Origin of the sequence: Pseudomonas sp. (assembly GCF_050739995.1) — a bacterium.
Classification (GTDB): domain Bacteria; phylum Pseudomonadota; class Gammaproteobacteria; order Pseudomonadales; family Pseudomonadaceae; genus Aquipseudomonas.
The window spans coordinates 1-20,735 of record NZ_JBOICG010000618.1 but is presented as its reverse complement, the minus strand read 5'-3'; the positions used below and the strand labels follow the sequence as shown (position 1 = coordinate 20,735).

Here is a 20,735-nt window from a genome sequence, read left to right as displayed (position 1 = left end):
GAAGTGCATTCACTAGGTTTCCGTACCAGAACCACAAACCCTCAATCTAAATGATAAATATTCCCAAGAAAAAAGCCGCGACCTGAATGGCAGCGGCTTTGGGTACCACGAACGTGTGTCTGGATCAGCCTTTGTAGCCTTCGACCACCTCGTCCGCCATGCGGTTAAGGCAGGTCACACTGGCCGTGCACAGGTACCAGGTCTGGGCGTCGACGAAGATCACCCGGCCGTTGTTCCATGCCTTGGTCTTACGCAACAGTGGGTTGTCCAGGCTCTTGAGGTCGAGGGCCGGGCGATGCTCCATCACGGCCGTGCGGTCGATGACGTACAGAATGTCCGGATCGGCCTGCTGAATGAATTCATTGGAAATCGGCTGGCCATGCAAGCCGGCCTCGATGTCGGTGCTGGCCGGTTTAACGCCCAGGGTGTCGAACACAAAACCGTAGCGCGATTTCACGCCGTAGGAGGTGAAGGCACCGTTGTTATGCAGCACGATCAAGGCCTTCTCGGGGCGACCTGCAGTGACTTGGCGGGTCTGCTCGACCTTGGCGTCCATTTCCGCCACTTTCTGGCGGGCGAGTTCCGGCTTGTCGAGGATGCGCCCCAGCAGGGTCAAATGGGCCTTGGCGGTCTCGATGAGATTGCCTTTTTTGTTGGTCAGGTCTACGTCGTCGTACACGGTTGGAGCGATCTGGCTGAGTTCCTTATAGCTCTGGGCCTGGAGCGGAGAGATCAGGATCAGGTCGGGCTTGAGCGCATGCAGGCGTTCCAGGTTGGGCTGGATGGTCGAGCCCACATCCGCGACATTCGTGTCGTCACGGTAGCGAGTGAGGAAGCTGGCGACGTAGTCCTTGGCGATGCCGACCACCGGGGCGCCGAGTTGATCCAGGGTGTCGAGCTCGCTCATGTCGAAGGCCACTACACGCTGGGGCAACTGAGTGACCACGGTGGTGCCCAGCGGATGCTCGATGGTGATCGGCGCGTAGGCCGCCTGCGCCGCCACCGGGGCCTTGGCCTCTGGCGCCGGTTTGTCACACCCCTGCAACCCGGCCGCCACGGCCATCGTCAGCAGCAGCGCGCGCATTCTGTTCGTGTGATCAGTGCTCATGTCAGTTCCCTTGAAGGTGATGGGTTGAAGTAGTTGCAAACGAAGCCTTGTTGGCTGTGCAGAATCTCGAAATCCAGATCGAACAGCTCGCGCAGGTTGGCCTCAGTCACTACCTGGTCGACTGGGCCGTGACGGTGGATGGCGCCGCCCTTCATCGCCACGATATGGTCGGAATAATTGGCCGCGAAGTTGATGTCATGCACCACCAGGATCACTGTGCGACCTTGCTCATCACACAAGCGGCGCAAGGCGCGCATGATTTGCACGCCGTGCTTCATGTCGAGGTTATTGAGCGGCTCATCCAGCAGCAGGTAATCGGTTTGCTGGGCGATGGTCATTGCCAGGAACGCCATCTGCCGCTGCCCGCCGCTGAGCTCGTCGATGTAGCAAAGGCGCAGCGGTTGCAGTGACAGGAACTCGATGGCCTCGTCGATCACCACCCGGTCCTGGGCAGTGAGCGCGCCTCGGCTGTAGGGGAAACGCCCGAAGGCCACCAGCTCTTCGACGGTCAAGCGCAGGTTGAAATCCGGCGACTGGCGCAAGGTGGCCACGCGCTTGGCATAGTCGCGCACCGGCACGTCGGCGATGCTGCGCCCGCCCATCAGCACATCGCCACGGGTAGGCGTCAACAGACGGGCGATCAACATCAATAAGGTGGATTTGCCCGCCCCGTTGGGGCCGATCAATGAGGTCACTTGCCCCGGTGGGAACTGCACGCTGACGTCACTCAGCACATGCTTGGCGCCATAGTCTTTGTAGACGTGTTGGAGAGAGATCATGCCGTGCCTCGGGTTCGGATCATCAGCGCGAGGAAATACACACCGCACACCAGGTTGATGAGAATGCTCACGGAGGTGTTGTAGTTGAACCATTGCTCCACCAGATACTGAGCGATGATGAAAATGCCGATGGCAATCGCACAGCCCAGGGGCAAGGTGACCCGGTGCCGCGTAGTGCGGGCCAGGGCATAGGCGATGTTGGCGACGAACACGCCCATGAACGCGGTCGGCCCCACCAGACTGGTGGACACCGCCACCAGAATCGCGATCAGTGCCAGTTGCAGGCGCACGCTGCGTGGGTAGTCGACCCCCAGGGAAATCGCCTGGTCACGCCCCAGGGCCAAGACATCGAGCACCGGCAACGTGCGCTGGGCGATGAAACACACCACCGCCACCAATACGCCCGAATAGATCACCTGCCCCGGTTGCGCCTTGTTGAAGGAGGCGTAGTTGAATCCCTGGAAAATCGAAAACTCCCCGGGGCTGATCTTCAACTGGATGAATTGGGTGAAGGTGCCCATCACCATGCTCAACACCAACCCCAGCAGCAACAGCAGGTACACGTTGTGACTGCCGTCGCGGAACAGCCAACGGTGGATGAGCCACGAATAGCCGAGCATCAACAGCACCGACAACAGCACGTTGCCGTCACGCCCCAGCAGCACCAGGCTCTGGGTGCCCAGCACGAGAATCAGCAAAGCCTGGAACAACAGGTAGATCGCCTCATAGCCCATGATGGCCGGCGTGAGGATGCGGTTGCCGGCGATGGTCTGGAAAATCACCGACGAATACGCAATGCACACGCCGGCAATGCCCATGGCGGCCAGGCGGGTAAGCCGCTTGGGAATGACGTAATCGAAATCCAGGCCCGAGCCCAGCAACAGGAACCCCAGGGCCAGCAACAGGACCAGCAGCCAGAGGCCATAACGGGTAGCCATGTGTCTCATGTGTACTTCCGGATCAGCAGCACCAGGAACACCACGCCGCCGATGCAACCGGCAGTCAGGCCGATCGGCACTTCGAAGGGGTAGATCAGCAGGCGGCCGAGGATGTCGCAGGCCAACAGCAACGAGGCACCGCACAGGGCGACGATGGGCAGCGTGCGTTCCAGGTTTTCACCGTAGTGCAGGGCTACCAGGTTGGGGATCACCAGCCCGACGAAGGGAATCGCGCCAACGGTAATCACCGTGGCGGAGACAGTGACCGCCACCAGCATCAGGCCCAGCGCCGCGTTGGCGGCGTAGTTCAGGCCCAGGCTGCTGGCCATGCCCTCACCCATGCCCAGTACGGTGAAACGATGGGCATACAGGTAGGTCAGCACAACGATGGGCAGGATCAGGTAGATGATCTCGTAATTGCCCTGCACGATCTTCGAGAAATCGCCGAGCATCCAACCCTGCATGCTCTGCAGGATGTTGTGGCGGTAGGCGTAGAACTCGGCGACAGCGCTCAGCACGCTGCCGTACATCAGACCGATCACCGGCACCATCACGGTGTTCTTGAACTGGATGCGTCGGATGATCGCGACATAGATCAGGCTGGCGGCAAAGCAAAAGGCCAAGGCGAACAGCATTCTACCAGCGGCCCCGGCTCCCGGAGCCACCGTCAGGGAAATCAGGATACCCAGCTTGGCGGCATCCAACCCGCCGGAAGTACCGGGCTCTACGAAGCGGTTACGCACGATCTGCTGCAGGATCACCCCGCACACGGCCAACCCGACCCCGGTGAGGATCAACGCGGCCAGGCGTGGCAGCCGGCTGGCGGTGAGGGTCAGCCAGGCGTCGTCGGAAAAGCTCAGCAGCTCGACCCACGACACCTGCTTGACCCCCACCATCAGCGACAGGCCGCACAGCACTACAAACAGGACGACTAACGCTGCACGACTCAAGAAGCGTCCTCACCCGCGATCCGCCAGCCTTTTGCCGCCCTGCGCTGGGCGAGAAAGTGGGCGTACAGCCCAGGCTTGGCGCTCAATTCGGCATGGGAACCCTGTTCGCTGAGCTGGCCTTGATCGAGCACCAGGATCTGGTCGGCCATGACCACGGTCGAGAGCTGATGCGCAATCACGATCAGCGTGCGTTTGCCGCGCAGCCGTGCCAATGCTTCGGCGATGGCGGCCTGGTTCTCGGCATCGAGGGCCGCGGTGGCTTCGTCGACCAGCAGGATCGGTGCATCCTTGATCAGCGCACGGGCGATAGAGATCCGTTGGCGTTCGCCACCGGACAACCGTGCCCCGCCCTCGCCCACCGGCGTGTCCAGGCCTTGGGGCAGTCGCTCGATGATTTCCAGCACGCCGGCTTGTCGCGCCGCGTCCATCACTTCGGCGTCGCTGGCCGCAGGTTTGCCGATACGGATGTTGTCGGCAATGCTGCCCTGGAACAGGTAGGCGTCCTGGAAGATCTGACTGATCTGGCCGGCCAGTTGCTCACCGGACATCTGGCGCACATCCACGCCGCCGACGATCACGCTGCCTTGGGTCACATCGAAGAAGCGTGCGATCAAGCGCACCAATGTGGTCTTGCCCGAGCCAGAAGCGCCCACCAGTGCGGTCATGCTGCCCGGTTCGATGCGCAGGCTGACATCGCGCAACACGTCGGGCTGGCCCTCGTCATAAGCGAAGCTGACGTTGCGCAGCTCGACGGAGCTATCGACAGGCGCCTCGGGTGCCTGTGGCTGCGGCAGTGGCTTGACTGCAAAAATCTCGCGCACGGCGCCCAACTGACCACGGGCGCCGCGCAGCACTTCGCTGTAGCCGGCCACCTCCAGCAGCGGGTCGATGAAGCGGCTGACCAGCAATAGCGTAATCATCACGGCGATGACCGAGCCCACTTCCAGGCTGGCGCCCAGCAGGTCGCCCAGCCACAGGGTGGCAGCCACCAGCAGCGCAGCAAAACCGGCCTGCACCGCCCACGCGTTGAACACGACTGACATCGCCGATACGTGGATCAGGTGCTTGGCGGCCTGCTGCTGGCGACCGATGGCCTGTTCGAGGAACTGTGTACCGCCATCCTCGCCATTGAACGCCCGCAGTACCGACTGCGCCTGGGCGAACTCGACCATGCGCTGGCTGGTCAGGGCCGCGTTGTGTTGGAAGTCGTGGTCGGCTCGCTGCCCCAACCGTGCAGTCAACACGAACACACCCAGCAGCACCGGCAGGGTCGCCAGGGCAACCAGGCCCATTGGCCAGTGCAGGGTGAACAGCGCGATGAGGATCACCACCGGCGTGACCACACCGGTCAACAGCGGCGTGAACACGTGTGCGGGCAACTGCGCCATTTCCATCATGCCCGAGGTTGCCAGATGGCTGAGCCGCGCCGTGTTTTGCGCGCTGAACCAGCCTACCGGCAACTGCGCCACATGATCGCCAAGGCGGTGGCGACCGCGCTGGAGCACGGCGATGCCGACGCGGATGCCGGCTTTTTCCACGCTGCGTCGCAGCGCCCAGCACACCACCACACCGATGACCAACGCGATCAGCCATTGCGCGGCGGCGTGGGTGTCCCCCCTCAGCAGGTGGGTGAGGATCGGCACCAGCGTGACAATCGTCACCCCGCAGAGCAGGCCATAGACCAGGGCCATCACCAGATAGCGGCGCAGTACCGGCGCGTCTTCGCCGAGCAGTTGAATAAAGGTTTTCAGCATGACGACACCGCCTGCTCCTTGGCTTGTTCATAACCGCCCAACGCCCACAGCCTGGCGTAGCGGCCTTTGCGTGCGAGCAACTCGGCGTGGGTGCCTTGCTCGCAGAGGGTGCCGTTGTCGATCAAGATGATCTGGTCGGCGTGCATCACCGTGTCGAGCCGATGAGCAATCACCATCAGGGTGCGGCCCTGGGCGAATCGCGACAGGGCTTGTTGCAGCTTCACCTCATTCTCGGCATCGGCTGCCGCCGTGGCCTCATCCAGTACCAACACGGGTGGGTCGAGCAACACGGCGCGGGCGATGCTGACGCGCTGTAACTCACCGCCGGAGAGCTGTACATCTTCACCGATCACCGAGTCATAGCCCCGTGGCAGGTCCAGGATGCGTTCGTGGATGTTCGCAATCCGCGCGGCAGCCTCGATTTCCTGCTGGCTGGCCGAGGGACGGCCCAGGGCGATGTTGTCGCGCAGGCTGGCGTGGATCAGGCGTACTTCCTGCAACACGAAGCCGATACGTCGGTACAACTGGGTACTCTCGATGTGGCGCAGGTCAACACCGCCCAAGGTGATACGCCCTTCGGTAGGGTCGAAAAAACGCAGCAACAGGCGGGCCAGCGTCGATTTGCCGGAACCTGATGCGCCGACAATGGCGGTCACGGTGCCCGGCTTGAGGGTAAAGCTCAGGTCCTGGAGCACCGGGGTCTCGTCGTTATAGTGGTAGCTCAGGTGTTCGACGCGGATTTCAGCGTTTGCCGGTAATTGTGCCGATGTGCTTGGCAGGGTTTCCAGCACAGGGGTTTCCAGCAGGGTCTGCACGCGCTGGGCGGCGGCGGTCGCGTTGTTCAGGTCGTGGGTGATATAGCTCAGCAGCAACAGCGGCGCGCAGATGCCCGGGGCGACCAGGGCAAACGGCAGGATGTCCACCGGAGCCAGCCAGCCCAGGCTCACCCCCAGCGTACCGAAGGCCAGCACCACGCCGAGTACCGCCACGGGCGTGATCATGGCATGGGCGTTGGCCATCGCACTGACCAGTGGCCGGGTGAAGTCGGTGAACGCAGCAGCAAAGGCATCTACCGCACCCCGGTAGCTGCCATGGGCCTTGCCCTCGGCGCCAAACGCCTTGACCACGGGAATGCCGTTGACGAACTCGATCACGGCATTGTTGATGCGCATCATGCCGGCGCCGAACGCTTGCATGTTCGCTCCACTGGCCTTGGTGGCGCGGGTGAAAAACAGGAAAAACAGCGGGAATGGCAGCAGCGAGACAATCGCCATGCGCCAGTCCATGGCAAACAGGTAAAGGATGGCGATGATCACGGCCCCAAGCGTACGGCCGAGGGTGGTAAAGACGTGCGCCGTCAGGCTGTGCAAGGTACCGATATCATCCTGCATCGCCTGCTTGACCTCACCCGAAGCACGGCTGGTGAACCAACCCAGCGGCACCCTGGCCAACCGACGAGTGATGGCCTGGCGCAGGTGGCCGGTGATGTGGTTGTCGGCCAGGTGCGCAACCATCTCCCCCAGCGAAATCAAGGTCATGCCGAGGAACAGGCAGGCCAGACTGACACCGACCACCTGCCAGACCGGGCCTTGCAGTTGGGCCCAACTGGCTGCCTCACCCATGGCCAGTTGCGCAATGTGGGCGATCCCGGCCAGGGGCACCATGGTCAACATGGTCCCAAGGGCGGCCAGTACGGCGGCAAGTATCAGCCGCCCACGAATCGGGCGTAATACCTGGGATACCGAACCGACGGGTGTGTCTTTAACGCTCATGAGCTCTCCTGAATAACCACTGCCGGCCACCGTGTGGCGTGCCTGGCGTCCTTTGCGTTCGAGCGTTTTGCACGGTGCATACCGTGTATTCCGAACAACGCGGCAAAACCCTCAATGGCGCTGCGGATTTAATTGTTCACAGCCCGGCCGCCGATGCGAACGGATGGCAGGCCCGCAAGCCCGCCGCGATGTATTTTTCGACAGAGGACACCGACACGTTCAATTCAGCGGCGATGTCCCGATGGCCCATGCCGTGCAGCTTGCACAGCAACAGTGCTTCGCGGGCCTTGGGCGGTTTGGCATGCAGCGCATCATCGATTTGCACCAGCGCCTCGGTGGCCAGCGCCCGTACCTCTTCCGACGGCACCAACGGTTCGGCCTGCTGCATCAGGGATTCCAGGTGGCAGGCTTCGCGGTGACGACGACGATACAGGTCAATCACCATGCCTTTGGCGATCTGGGTCAGGTGGCAGCGCGAGTCTTCAATCGAAGGCACGCGCCCCTTCTTGATGAGGTTGAGATAGATATCGTGGGCCAGATCCGCAGCATCCACCGAATTGCCCAGCTTGCGCCGCAGCAGGCTGCACAACCAGCGGTGATGGTCGACATACAGCTTTTCGAATTGCTGTTTGGACGCAAACGCTCCGTTGTTCACAACACCTCTCCTGAGACGAATCCACCCGCGATCAGATTTTGACTAATGCGAATATGTATGATTATTATTTGTGATCATACGGTGTTCATAAAGCCCCTGCAACGCAACCGGATTGCACGTCCTCTGACGCCCGGGTTCCCAGGCGTTACACCAGACCGAGGATGGGTCTGTCGGCACTTGTTGCCATCTCTACTTCTTACTGTTCAGTTTGATAAGGCGGGAAACTTCCATGATGGAACTCACTCCAGATACGTTTTCGAAACGGTCTGCCACCGATTACGAAGCGCATATTTGGCTCTTGCAGCAGCAATATCCCGATCGCATTCTCAAGCACCTGAGTGCCTGGCAACTCGACGCAGATACCGATCCCGCAAGACTGGAGTCAGCACTCCAGGCGGTGATCGAATCAATCCCCGAGCTGAATGCCCGCTACCAGTTCAACGATGACGGCGAAGTCGACAAGGTCCAGGCGCGCGACTGGCAAGCATGCATCGAGCGCATTCAGGTGACCGGTGACGCCAGCCACTACCTGCTCCCAGAACAAGCCGCGCCGTGGGACGCTGAGCATCAGCCGCCGTTCAAAGCGCTGATTATGCAAACGTCGGGAGCGCCCATACTGGCGCTGGTCCTTCACCCAATTCTTGACCAGACCTGCCAGGCGAACGACCTGTACCGCAAGATCATGCACACCACTGATACGCCACTGCCTTGGCTGCACCGCCAGGCGGACATCGGCGAGAACGCCGCCCAAACAGAAACCCCTGAAATTGCAGCCATTATCCTCGCCGAGTTCCGCGAAGCCCTGGCAGAACCGGGTATGTTGGCGACGGATGACTTCTTCGACTTTGGCGGCCACTCGCTGCTGGCCACCCGTATCATCGGCAAGCTGTTGAGCAGCCACGGCATCGAAGTCCAGTTCAACGATTTCTTCAGCGCACCCTCGGCAACCGCTTTGGCGGCACGCGCCCAGGTCATCGCGAGAAACGCTGCGCCAACCACCACCGGCTCCCCACAAGACGTACAAAAAGCACCGTTTGCACTGGCCCAGGCGTCCCTCGGACGCGCTTACGCCGCCTTCGAATTCGGCACGATCTTCAACCTGCCGTTTGCCATGGAGTTTCTCGACACGGTGGACGAAGCGCTGTTCGAACAGGCATTCCATGACCTGATTGAGCGCCATGCCAGCCTGCGTAGCACTTTCCACTTCGAAGGTGGCGAGGCATACCAGCAAATCGTGCCGACCACGCAGCTATCGCAGTTCAAGTGGTTCTGGCCGAGCCGCGAAAGCCAGGGTGCCACCCTGCAAAGCGAAGCCACCTATCAGTTCGATCTGACCCGCGAGTTGCCCCTGCGGGTGCGCTTCATTCAAGACGCGTCACATCAACGCCAAACCTTGTCGCTGCTCGTCCATCACATGGCCATTGATGAATGGTCGCTCAACGTGATGATGGAAGAACTGGCCCAGGCTTACCTGGCCCGTGCGGCTGACAAAGCGCCAGTCTGGAAAAGCCCGGCACCGTCCTTCCATGAATTCGCCGTGCGCCAGCAAGCCGCCGGGATCAACCAGAAGCACCTCGACTACTGGACCAGCATGCTGCGCGATGCCACCCGTGGCCTGACACTGCCCTCCTCCGAGGCACAGCCCGCACAGGTATCGACCAAGGCCCAGTGGTTCGAGATCAAGCCCACCCAAGGCACGACCGACCACCTGTACGCCTTCGCCCGGCAGAACAACGCTTCACTGTTCGGCGTGGTCTATTCGGCAATCGTGCTCTCCCTGCACAAGCTCGGGGATTTGAAAGACCTGGTAGTGGGCACGTCGGCTTCCGGTCGCACAGACCCTGCGTATTACGACACGGTCGGCTACTTCACCACCATGGTCGCGCACCGCGTGCAATTCGATGCCCGACAAGCCGTCGGCGCCATGATCGAAAACGTCAGCCGTTTGATCAACGACTCGATGGCCTACGCCGATGTGCCGATGGAGCAGATTCAACAGGCGCTGGGCATGACGCCAGCAGATGGACTGCTGTTCGACGTGTACATCCAGATTCACGCCAACAACGCCTTGAACGGCGCCCTGAGCACACCGGATAACGGCGCAATCCGCTACCGCCAGATTGACCCGGACAAGAACCAGTCGATGTTCGGTATTCAGTTCGAGATCATGGAAAACACGCTCGACGGCAAGCGCGCATTGCGCCTGGTGATTACCTACCGTTCGGATCGCTACAGCGCAGAGCAGATGGCCCGTATGAGCGCCACGATTGAACAGATGTTCGCGCTGTTTGCGACACCTGGCGCCGATGGCATCACCCTGGACCACATCCGCGTCTGACCCAACAGGGCCTTGGTAACACCAAGGCCCTGCCTTTCACACACTAAACCTCATGCATGCCATAACGCTGGAACGACGAGCGTTTGGGCAGGCGGTAGTGCGGGCGACCGAGCAGTTGATTGGCAATGCTCGCATTACGAATCGCAGCAACGCCCAGGTCCGGCGAGCCCACGCCATGCTGGAAGATCTCTGCGTTCTGCACAAAGATACGCCCTGCCCCGTCATCACAGCGGCGTGCGGTGAAGTCATCCTCCACAAGGCAGTCACCGTGCTCATCGGTTTCCAGCACCGTGCCCTTGAGCCGCTCAAACCACTGCGGCCAGGCATGCCCGTAGCCCGTCGCGGCCACAATCGCGTCCGCCTCCAGGCTGCTGGTCTGGTCCAGTTCACGATGCCGATAGGCAATACGCAGCGTACCGGCGACGTCCTCGACCATCTCGACCTCACAGTTCGACAGCAACGTCAGGCCCGGATCACTGCCGCCGATGGAGCGCTCATAGATCAAGTCGTAGATAGCGGCGATAGTGGAAAAACTGATGCCCTTGTACAACAAGCCCTGCTTGGCCACGACCTCACGACGGCGTTCACGCGGGAGGCTGTGGAAGTACTCCATGTAGGACGGCGTAAAGCACTCCTGCCCCAGCTTGGAGTATTCCATGGGATGGAAACCCGCCGAACGGGTGATCCAGCGGATCGAGGCGCCTGCGGCAATCCGCTCGGGGGTCAGCTCATTGAACAACGCGAGCACGCACTCGGCGGCACTTTGGCCAGAGCCAATCACGGTGACACGCCGACATTCCGACAACTGCGCCTGGCGCTTGCCAAACTCGGCCGAATGCATGATGGGTGCCGTGCTTTTCACCTGAGCCCATTGCGGCAGTATCGGCGTAGTGCCAATGCCTACCGCCAGGTTTCGGCTGGAATAGTAGCGTTTGAAGCCTGACACGGACTGGCTTTCAATCTGGAACTTCCCGGCTCCCGCGTCGTAGGTCACATCACAGATATCCTCGCCGAAGTGGCACGTCGGCAACTGCTGCGAAGCCCAACGACAATAGTGGTCATACTCGCGGCGCGGCACCTGGAAGTTCTCGTAGTAATAGAACTGGTACAGGCGATCGTGCTGGTGCAGGTAGTTCAGATAGCTCAGTTCATGGGTGGGGTCGGCCATCGTCACCAGGTCCGCCAGAAACGGCACTTGCAACGTGGTACCTGGCAGGAGCAGCCCTTCATGCCAACGAAATTCGGCTTTGCGATCCAGGAAAAGACTGGTCACGCCGGAATGTTTGGACAGTAAAGCGGCCAGCCCGAGGTTAAGGGGCCCGATGCCAACACCGGCGATATCTACAGTGGGTAAATCCGTCATCCAATCTGTCTCCCTGGGTATTGCTATGTGGTTATGCAGTGGCGAGCAATCGCTCGACATCTTGTGCGTTACGGCAACGAAGTAATTGTCCGGGGGAAAGCGTCACCGCAAGTTCCTCTTGGAACCGCGCAGCGATGGCTTTCAAATGCTGGGGCCGCAGGCCCAGACTGATGAAGTCGACCGAGACATTGGCGCTGTCCTGCGGCGGCCTGCCCAACACACTCAGGTAGATCGCCAAGACCTTGCTGCCCTGCGTTTCAACGACCTCTTCGGCAGGCTCCAGCAACAAGTTGCGGGCACGCGGGCGATCAGGCTTGCCGTTTTGCGACAACGGCAGCGCCTCCACCGCCAGGAATCGCGTGGGCACATGGGAGTGCGGCAAGTGCTCGCGGGCGAACTGGCGCAACGCGGCGGCGGTCAAGGGGGCGGCGTCTTCGGCACTCACGTACAGCGCACCGATGTTGACCTCGCCCTGGCGCTGCTCGCCATAGTCCACCACCAGCACGTGCCTGACCGCAGGATGCTTGATCAGCTCGATCTCGATGTCGGGCAGCGACACGCGCACACCGCGCACCTTCACGTAGCCATTCACGCGGCTGTCGAACATCAACGTGCCGTCGCGGCGATAGCGCCCGCAGTCACCGGTACGAAATGCGCGTACGGCCTGGCCATGCTCGTCGGTGACGCTGATGAATTCGGTTTGCGCCAGCGCGCCGTTTTCCAGGTAGCCCAGGGCCAGATTGACGCCTGCCGTATGAATGCGGCCGACAACGCCTGCTGGGCAATGCGCTCCCTCGGCGTCGAGAACCAGATAGCGGTTGCCCGGCAACGGTCGCCCATAGGGAATTTGCAGCTGGTCATCGACAGTGATGTCGTGCCAGATGCTCCAGATCGTGGTTTCCGTCGGCCCACCCAGGGAAATCAGGCGGGACGATGGCAGCAACCCGCGCAACTCGGCGATCACGCCCGGCTTGATGTAGTCGCCGCCCTGGGCGATCAGGCGCAGGCTGGCCAAGTCATGTTCGCCACGGCACGACAGCAGCATTTCCAGAATAGCCGGCACGGAACACCACAGCGTCACGCGGTGCCTGGCAATCAACTGATTCCAACGCACCGCGTCCTTTTCCTCGCCGACGCCAGGCAGCACCAGGGTGGCGCCGGCCGTCAGGCAGCCGAGCACATCGAATACCGACATGTCGTGGTGCAACGGGGTTACCGACATGAACACGTCACTCTGGCTCACGCGCCAGTGAGACAAGGTGCTGCCGATGACATTGGCCGTGGCGCGATTGCACAGCACCACGCACTTGGGCTTGCCGGTGGTGCCCGAGGTGTAGAGGTAATACGCCGGCGCTTCACTCAGTGAACGATCATCCAGCATGGGTGCACTGGCTTGCGGCCCGACCAGCAACTCGTCCGGTGTGGCATGGACCTGCTCGACCCTCTCGCCTGGGCTAATGACCACCAGATCTGGTCGGCAGTTTTCCAGCAGATACTGCCGACGCTCGTCCGGCGCCGAGGCATCGATAGGCACCCAGATCACGCCCGTCAAAGCACAGGCCAAGGTCAGCGTGGTGTGCTCCGGACTGCGAGGCAGGCAGATGGCGACCACTTGGCCCGGCCCGATACCACGGGCCTTGAACGCCGCAATGACACGCGACACACCCTCGCCCAGCTCGGCGTAGCTGATCTGCCGTTCACCGCTGATCAAGGCGATCCGCTGGTTGGTAGGGTCGAACAGGTGCTTGGCGATTTGCGCCAGGAACCCTTCGGCACTGGCCTCGCTCGTCGGGCTATTGAGGCGATAGTGAGACGTGTCGATGATCGCGGCGGTATCCATGGTGAACTCACCGCTGACGCTGATCTGGCTGATGGCCTTTTCCAGCGCATCCAGAATGTCGTGAACCACCGCTGGGTCCAGAACCTCCCGCGCATAGTCGATATCCAGCACCAGCGCGCCCTCGGCGTTGGCCCAGAAGCGAATATCCATGGCCACCTGAGGCGTCTGGGTCAGGCCGCCCTGCAACTGCATGAGACTGCCCGCCGCCGACACCGGCCAGGAAAAACCATTGGTAATCACCACCGGCAACACCGGCCCAGGGCCGTGGGATTCGAACAGCAACCGGGCGAGGTCCACGCCCGAATAGGCCAGGTGTTGCAACCCTTCCAGCACGTCCACTTGCAACTTCGCCGCACGCTCCGTAAAGGTGCTAGGGGCCTCGTTTCGGTTGATCGCGATAAAGCTGGAACGGTTGGCAAATGCACCGCCCGTTTGCGGCGCAACCGGTACCGCCACGCACAAGCCACCTTCATCGAGCCAGTGGGACAGCACTTCCATCACCAGCGCCATCAGGGCGGAGTTCTTGAATAGCCGCTGCCGAGCGCCCAATTTGCAGAATGCATTGAATACCGCCTTGGGCACTTGTCGGCTTTGGCGCTCGTAGCGCGATGCCCGCACTTGATCGAGCGGCACGCGCCATGGCAGGCGTGGTGCGCCCGTCACGTCGGTGAGCTTGGTCTTCCAGTAAACCGCGTCGGCCTTGCGTTGGCTGGTCTGATCCACCGAGGCAGGCGCAGCCTCGGTAGCGGGCTCATCGCCGGTCAGGCCGTCGAACAACTCGACCAGCAACGCAGCAATGGAGCGGCCGTCGAGGATCAACGCATCCAGACGTACGAACACCGTCAACTGGTCGTCGGGCAGGTGGAAGATCGTGACATTCCAAGGCGCACGGTCCAGCTCGAAGATGGCGTGGGCGTAAGCCTCACGACGCCCATCGATGTGAGCCAGCGCCGCTTGCGATGACATCGATGTGAGGTCAACTTCCTCAAGATTGATACGAGCTTCATCGCTGACATGACTCACCAACTTGAGCGCATCCACCCGTGTGCGCAGGCTGTCATGACGCTGCACCATGGCCGCCAGGCGACTGCGCAGCAACGTCGGGTCCATGACCCCGTGGTACTCACGAAACTCCTGCATGGCCACACCGCCAAGAGGCACCTGGGTACCACGGCCCAATAAGTACGCTTGCTGTAGGGCTGACAGCGGTCTTTCGAGAGTGCGCGAAACACCGACGTTGAGCGTTTGATCCAACGCACGAGAATCGGCCACCACTTCCTGCGTGATCGCCACAAAGCGGTCAAAGAACGTCGTTACCCACGGCAGTGGCAACGCATCAAGACGGATATCCCAATTGATCAGGATACCGCCATCGGCGCAGGCAATCTGTGCATCAAGAGCCACCTGCGGCCCTTGGGAGATGACCCAATTCATCGGGCCGAATACACGCTGCACGCGCGGCGAAAGCAAGTCGCCACCGGGCATATCCAGCGCGGCAGTAAAGACCACCGGCGCGAGCTGTGGCGTGCCCTGATGGCGGGACAGATCGCGCATCACATTCACGCCCGGATAGGCGCAATGCTCAAGCAGGCCGACCATTTTTTTCGCCAGTTGCGCACACAGCGCGGCCGGCGTGGCGGCGGACTCGATGTCCACATCCAGAATCAACACATTGGCAAAGTCACCCACCACGCGCTCGACATGATCCACCAATGGTTGGCGCCAGAACGTCGGTACATTGAGACGGAAGCTACGGTCGCCGGTCTGCTCCCCGAGCGCCGCCGCAAACAGCCCCATCATCAAGGTCGACAGGGTAATCCTGCGTTCCCGTGCCACTTGTTCCAAGGCCTGGCGCTCGGCGGGACCCAGCCAAGTATGAAGTCGGTGGCTTTGCGCTTGCTCCGGCGGGTGCTCAAGCAATGGCAAGGTGGGTGCCGGGGCAACGTGCGCCAGGCGCTCACGCCACCAGGCACGGTCGCGATCACGGGCGGCCTTGAGTGCCGGGTCGACACGGGCCTTGTCGTACCAATCGAAGAAAGATGGCGTGTTCGGCAGCGTGTCATCGGGCTGCTCGTAAAGCCGGGCCAGGTCTTCCATCAGCGTGCGGAAACTGGATGGATCGATGGCGATCATGTCGGTATCGACATGCAGGCGAAACCTATCGTCCGCCAACAGGCTCACTGCAAATCGGGCGCCCGGCTCATGGCCGAGGTCCAGTTGCTGATGTGTCCACGCCTCCCGTTTGGCTAGCAGGTGACGGGCGGACTCCGGCTCAGTCATGGCGCGCAGGTCTTCGACTTCCAACTGAGGCGATTGGTCCACGGCAGCAATGGATTGCAGCCCTTGCGCATCCACCCGCATCCGCAGCATCGGATGCAGCAGGCTGGCCCGTCCAAGCGCTTCGCGTAACCGGTCCAGTTCAATGGAATGGCCATCGAACTCGGCATAAAGATGAGCCGAAACTCTCCCTAAAAAGGCATGAGCAGTACGCCCGATCCAACAGGCGGCTTGCATCGAAGTTAACTCTCTCATGGTCCACTCATGTGATTGACAAATCTAAATGATTAGCGTCACCTATTAAAAACGATAATGATTATATTTCAAGACATAATTTTTTGACCACAAGCCACGGAGGCTTTCTGCAAATGAGAACGGGCACCCTTAGGACGAGCGACATGGATGAGGTGCAACAGCTGGATGCAACGCGGAGTTTTTCATTCACCTCCGGTGATCGTGAGCTAGCTGTCAGCGGCATGTTGCAACGCATCGAAACTCCGGCTATCGCCGGCGAAAACGCCAGTAGCCTGTTTCAAAAAACCGTTTCGCATGCCTTTGAACAAGCGCGCAAAGCGGGCCAGGCCAACCCGATCATCGTCGGCGCCATCCCCTTCGATCCCGCTGAAGCGTCCTGCCTCTACATCCCCGAACACGCCGAGTGGCGCGCCCGCAGCGGTGCCGTGCAAACCGGTGCGGCCTCGATGCCGGAACTGCTTGAGCAAAAAAACATACCGGACGAGCAAGGCTTCAAGCGCACGGTCGAACACGCCATCGTCAACTTCCGCCACAGCGACGTGCGCAAGGCAGTGCTCTCGGTGCAGCGCGAATTGCTGTTTGCCCAAGATGTGGACGTAAGCGCCATGCAGAACAATCTGCGTGCCCAGAACCCCGGCGGCTACCACTTCCGCGTGCCCATGCCCGACGGCGCCACGCTGATCGGCGTCAGCCCCGAATTGCTGGTGCACAAGGACGGTCTGGACTTCGTGTCCAATCCCTTGGCCGGCTCGGCCAAGCGCATGACTGACCCCGAAGCCGACCGGCGCAACGCCGACTGGCTGGCCGCCTCGGAAAAAGACCACTACGAACACCGCCTGGTGACCGAAGACATCGCCTCCCAGCTCGGCGAATTGTGTACACAACTGAACGTGCCGCAGCGCCCCAGCCTGATCAGCACGCCTGCGCTGTGGCACCTCTCCACCCGAATCGAAGGCACCCTGGCCGATCCCAACATCTCGGCCCTGCAGCTGGCTTGCCGTCTGCACCCTACCCCTGCGGTCTGTGGTTTCCCGACCGAACGCGCCCGGCACCTGATCCGCTTCGTCGAACACGTCGAGCGAGGCCTGTTCACCGGCATGGTCGGCTGGTGCGACGCCCAAGGTAACGGTGAATGGGTCGTGACCATCCGCTGCGGCACCATCAAGCGCAACAAGGTCCGCCTGTTCGCCGGCGCCGGCATCGTCGAAGCCTCAAGCCCCGACTCCGAATGGACAGAAGTCCAGACCAAGCTCGGCACCATGCTGCGCGCATGCGGCCTGGCCCACTAACTTCCCCATTTTTATCAGTGACCCCCATGACTCTAGAATTCACGCACTGGCCCCTCGACAGAGCACAACGCTATCGGGAAAACGGCTACTGGATCGATCAACCCCTCACCCACCTGCTCCAGGCCCGCAGCCAAGCACAGCCCCAGGCTTGTGCGATCATTTGCGGTGAGCGTCGCTTCAGTTACGGCGAGTTGGACCAACTGTCCTCCAACCTGGCCTCGCGCCTGGCCGCCAACGGGCTTGGCCACGGCGACACCGCGCTGGTGCAACTGCCCAACATCGCCGAGTTCTACATCGTGCTGTTCGCGCTGCTCAAGGCCGGCATCGTGCCGCTCAACGCGCTCTACAGCCATCGCAAACTGGAACTCAAGAGCTACGCCAAACAAATCACGCCGAAGCTGTTGATCGCCTCCCGTGAGCATGAAGTGTTCCGTGATGACGGCTACCTCGCCGACCTCAACGAAGTCGGCGCCAGCCCTCAGGTCACGCTGTTCCTCGGCGAACAGCACGCTCCCAACAACCTGGCCGCCTGGATCGAAAGTCCAAGCGACAGTCGCGTGGATTTCTCCCCTAGCGCACCGGATGAAGTTGCCCTCTTCCAGTTGTCCGGCGGCAGCACCGGTACACCCAAGCTCATCCCACGCACCCACAATGACTACCACTACAACGCCCGCACCAGTGCCGAAGTCTGCGGCCTGACCGCACAAACACGCTTCCTGTGCGCCCTGCCGGCAGCGCATAACTTCCTGCTCAGCTCGCCGGGCGCTCTGGGCGTGTTGTACGCGGGCGGCACCATCATCATGGCGCCGAGCCCAGAACCGCAGACCTGCTTCGCAATAATCCAGCGCCACGAAGTCAACACCGTCGCCCTGGTGCCCAGTGCCGTTGCATTGTGGCTGCAGGCCGCGCCGGAGCACGCCGAGCAACTGCAATCGCTTGAATACCTCCAGGTCGGCGGCGCTGTGTTCGCCGACTCGCTGGCCCGCCAGGTGCCCGGGGTGCTCGGTTGCAAACTGCAGCAGGTGTTCGGCATGGCAGAGGGCCTGATCAACTACACCCGCCTGGGTGACACCGACGAGCAAATCTTCACCACCCAAGGCCGCCCGATCAGCCCGGGGGACGAAATCAAAATCGTCGATGAACAAGGTGTTCCCGTAGCAAACGGCGAGCCCGGTATGTTGGCTACACGTGGCCCCTATACCTTCTGCGGCTACTACAAGAGCCCCGAACAGAACGCCCAAGCCTTCGATAACGAGGGTTACTACTACTCCGGTGACCTGGTGCAAATGACGCCCAGCGGTGACCTGCGCGTCGTCGGCCGGGTCAAGGACCAGATCAACCGGGGTGGCGAAAAAGTCGCTTCCGAAGAGATCGAAAACCTCATCGTGTTGCACCCCGACGTCACCCACGCCGGGCTGGTCGCCATGCCCGACGCCGCCCTGGGGGAAAAGAGCTGCGCCTTCGTCGTCTCGCGCAATCCCAACCTCAAGCCGCCCGCCCTGCGCCGCCACCTGATGGAACTGGGCATCGCCGAATACAAACTGCCCGACCGCATCCGGCTGATCGACACCATGCCACTCACCGCCGTGGGCAAGATCGACAAAAAACAGCTGCGCCAACTGCTGACGGCGGAAACCACCCGCGCCTGGCTGAAAACCCGCGTGTTGCAATTGATCGAAGACGGTGAAGAACTGGACCCCGAGGAAAACCTGATTTTCTACGGCCTCGACTCCCTGCAAGTGATGAAGCTCGCCGCCGAACTCAAGGAACGTGGAATCGCCGTCACCTTTGAAGAACTGGCCGACTCGCCCACGCTCGCCAGCTGGTGGTCGCTGGTGGACACGCGGCAAAAAGCGGCCTGACCGGGCCGCTTCGCCCAGTCGATTTAAAAGGAGTTAGAGATGACTTTATCCACGGCCGACCAAAGCAGGCTTGAACACTTCTGGCAGCACTGCGTGACCCATCAGTACTTCAACATCGGCTACCCCGAATCCGCCGATTTCGACTACTCCCAGCTGCACCGCTTCCTGCAGTTTTCGATCAACAACTGCGGGGACTGGAACGAGTACAGCAACTATGTGCTGAACTCGTTCGACTTCGAAAAGGACGTGATGACGTACTTCTCCGAGCTGTTCGGCATTGCGCTCGAAGACAGCTGGGGCTACGTCACCAATGGCGGCACCGAAGGCAATATGTTCGGCTGCTACCTGGCCCGCGAATTGTTCCCCGACGGCACCCTGTATTACTCCAAGGACACCCACTACTCGGTGGCCAAGATCGTCAAGCTGCTGCGCATCAAATGCCGTGCCGTCGAATCCCTGCCCAACGGCGAGATCGACTACGACGACCTGATGCTCAAGATCGCCGCCGACCAGGAGCGTCACCCGATCATCTTCGCCAATATCGGCACGACGATGCGTGGCGCGGTGGACAACATCGCGACCATCCAACAACGGCTGCAACTGGCAGGTATTGCCCGGCGTGACTACTACCTGCATGCCGACGCGGCACTGAGCGGGATGATCCTGCCCTTCGTCGACCACCCGCAACCCTTCACATTTGCCGATGGCATCGACTCGATCTGCGTGTCCGGGCACAAGATGATTGGTTCGCCGATCCCGTGCGGCATCGTAGTGGCCAAGCGCAAGAACGTGGCGCGCATCTCCGTGGAAGTCGACTACATCCTGGCCCATGACAAAACCATCAGCGGCTCACGCAATGGCCACACACCGCTGATGATGTGGGCGGCACTGCGCAGCCACTCGTTCGCCGACTGGCGCCAGCGTATCCGCCACTGCCTGGACCAGGCGCAATATGCCGTGGATCGCTTCCAGGCAGCCGGCATCGATGCATGGCGCAACGAGAACTCCATCACCGTGGTATTTCCCTGCCCGTCAGAACGCATCGCGAAAAAGTATTGCCTGGCCACCTCCGGCGATACCGCGCACTTGATCACCACGCCCCATCATCACGACAACTGCATGATCGATGCCTTGATCGATGAGGTCATCGCCGAGCGTGACACCGACGCCTGGGGCATTGGCGCTGCCCGTGCCCATCCTGGCACTCACGAACGCCCGCCCGCCGTTGCCCGGCTGGCATGCCCACGATTCGACGTCATCTGAAACCGAACCTTTTATTAGAGACAAACACCATGTCGTCACTAAAAACACCCGAGGCGTGCGAAAGCCTCACCGACATCCGCGCTGGCATCGACTTTTTCGACCGCCAGATCCTGGAGTCACTGCAACAACGCTTGGGTTACGTGAAGGCCGCCGTGCGCTTCAAGGCCAACGAACAAGCAATCCCCGCGCCGGAACGGGTTGCAGCGATGCTGCAGGACCGCCGCGAGTGGGCCGTCGACGCTGGATTCGATGTGGACTTTGTGGAAAAACTCTACGAGCACATCATTTACTG

14 protein-coding genes are annotated in these 20,735 nt (G+C 61.2%); 5 read left to right on the top strand and 9 right to left on the bottom strand.

Going from position 1 to position 20,735, the window contains the following annotated elements:
- Positions 1 to 124: 124 nt before the first annotated feature.
- From ACRESD_RS20820 to ACRESD_RS20790, 7 genes are all read right to left on the bottom strand, one after another.
- Complete coding sequence (locus ACRESD_RS20820; protein ID WP_431752627.1) at positions 125 to 1,108, bottom strand: siderophore ABC transporter substrate-binding protein; 984 nt, start codon at positions 1,106 to 1,108, stop codon at positions 125 to 127.
- On the bottom strand, positions 1,105 to 1,887 hold the full coding sequence (locus ACRESD_RS20815; RefSeq protein WP_431752626.1) for an iron ABC transporter ATP-binding protein: 783 nt from the start codon (positions 1,885 to 1,887) through the stop codon (positions 1,105 to 1,107). The genes ACRESD_RS20820 and ACRESD_RS20815 overlap by 4 nt, the downstream gene beginning before the upstream one ends.
- Positions 1,884 to 2,834: an iron chelate uptake ABC transporter family permease subunit gene (locus ACRESD_RS20810; protein WP_431752625.1), complete on the bottom strand. Its 951-nt coding sequence runs from the start codon at positions 2,832 to 2,834 to the stop codon at positions 1,884 to 1,886. The genes ACRESD_RS20815 and ACRESD_RS20810 overlap by 4 nt, the downstream gene beginning before the upstream one ends.
- On the bottom strand, positions 2,831 to 3,775 hold the full coding sequence (locus ACRESD_RS20805) for an ABC transporter permease (RefSeq protein WP_431752624.1): 945 nt from the start codon (positions 3,773 to 3,775) through the stop codon (positions 2,831 to 2,833). Before ACRESD_RS20805 ends, ACRESD_RS20810 begins: the two co-directional genes overlap by 4 nt.
- A complete protein-coding gene (locus ACRESD_RS20800) occupies positions 3,772 to 5,529 on the bottom strand; it encodes an ABC transporter ATP-binding protein (RefSeq protein WP_431752623.1) in 1,758 nt (585 codons plus the stop codon). Before ACRESD_RS20800 ends, ACRESD_RS20805 begins: the two co-directional genes overlap by 4 nt.
- The gene (locus ACRESD_RS20795) at positions 5,523 to 7,301 is read right to left on the bottom strand and encodes an ABC transporter ATP-binding protein (protein WP_431752622.1); all 1,779 of its coding nucleotides are present in this window, start codon (positions 7,299 to 7,301) and stop codon (positions 5,523 to 5,525) included. The genes ACRESD_RS20800 and ACRESD_RS20795 overlap by 7 nt, the downstream gene beginning before the upstream one ends.
- A gap of 136 nt (positions 7,302 to 7,437) precedes the next feature.
- Positions 7,438 to 7,956, bottom strand: a complete 519-nt coding sequence (locus tag ACRESD_RS20790; RefSeq protein WP_431752621.1) for a sigma-70 family RNA polymerase sigma factor — start codon at positions 7,954 to 7,956, stop codon at positions 7,438 to 7,440.
- Positions 7,957 to 8,185: 229 nt separating this feature from the next.
- Between ACRESD_RS20790 and ACRESD_RS20785 the strand changes: the two genes are divergently transcribed.
- Positions 8,186 to 10,294 carry a condensation domain-containing protein gene (locus ACRESD_RS20785; RefSeq protein WP_431752620.1) on the top strand — a complete coding sequence of 703 codons (2,109 nt, stop codon included), beginning with the start codon at positions 8,186 to 8,188 and terminating at the stop codon, positions 10,292 to 10,294.
- 43 nt (positions 10,295 to 10,337) lie between these two features.
- On the opposite strand, the gene basC is transcribed toward ACRESD_RS20785, so the two are convergent.
- Complete coding sequence (gene basC / locus ACRESD_RS20780) at positions 10,338 to 11,657, bottom strand: putative histamine N-monooxygenase (protein WP_431752619.1); 1,320 nt, start codon at positions 11,655 to 11,657, stop codon at positions 10,338 to 10,340.
- Positions 11,658 to 11,688: 31 nt separating this feature from the next.
- Positions 11,689 to 16,029, bottom strand: a complete 4,341-nt coding sequence (locus tag ACRESD_RS20775; protein WP_431752618.1) for an amino acid adenylation domain-containing protein — start codon at positions 16,027 to 16,029, stop codon at positions 11,689 to 11,691.
- Positions 16,030 to 16,142: 113 nt separating this feature from the next.
- Between ACRESD_RS20775 and ACRESD_RS20770 the strand changes: the two genes are divergently transcribed.
- The 4 genes from ACRESD_RS20770 to ACRESD_RS20755 form a co-directional block, all read left to right on the top strand.
- Positions 16,143 to 17,318: an isochorismate synthase gene (locus ACRESD_RS20770; protein WP_431752617.1), complete on the top strand. Its 1,176-nt coding sequence runs from the start codon at positions 16,143 to 16,145 to the stop codon at positions 17,316 to 17,318.
- A 26-nt stretch (positions 17,319 to 17,344) separates the two neighbouring features.
- Positions 17,345 to 19,180 (top strand): (2,3-dihydroxybenzoyl)adenylate synthase, encoded by a 1,836-nt coding sequence (locus ACRESD_RS20765; RefSeq protein ID WP_431752616.1) that lies wholly within the window; start codon positions 17,345 to 17,347, stop codon positions 19,178 to 19,180.
- Positions 19,181 to 19,219: 39 nt separating this feature from the next.
- Positions 19,220 to 20,443 carry a histidine decarboxylase gene (locus ACRESD_RS20760; RefSeq protein ID WP_431752615.1) on the top strand — a complete coding sequence of 408 codons (1,224 nt, stop codon included), beginning with the start codon at positions 19,220 to 19,222 and terminating at the stop codon, positions 20,441 to 20,443.
- Positions 20,444 to 20,472: 29 nt separating this feature from the next.
- A partial coding sequence (locus ACRESD_RS20755) for an isochorismate lyase (protein WP_431752614.1) occupies positions 20,473 to 20,735 on the top strand: 263 nt, incomplete at its 3' end.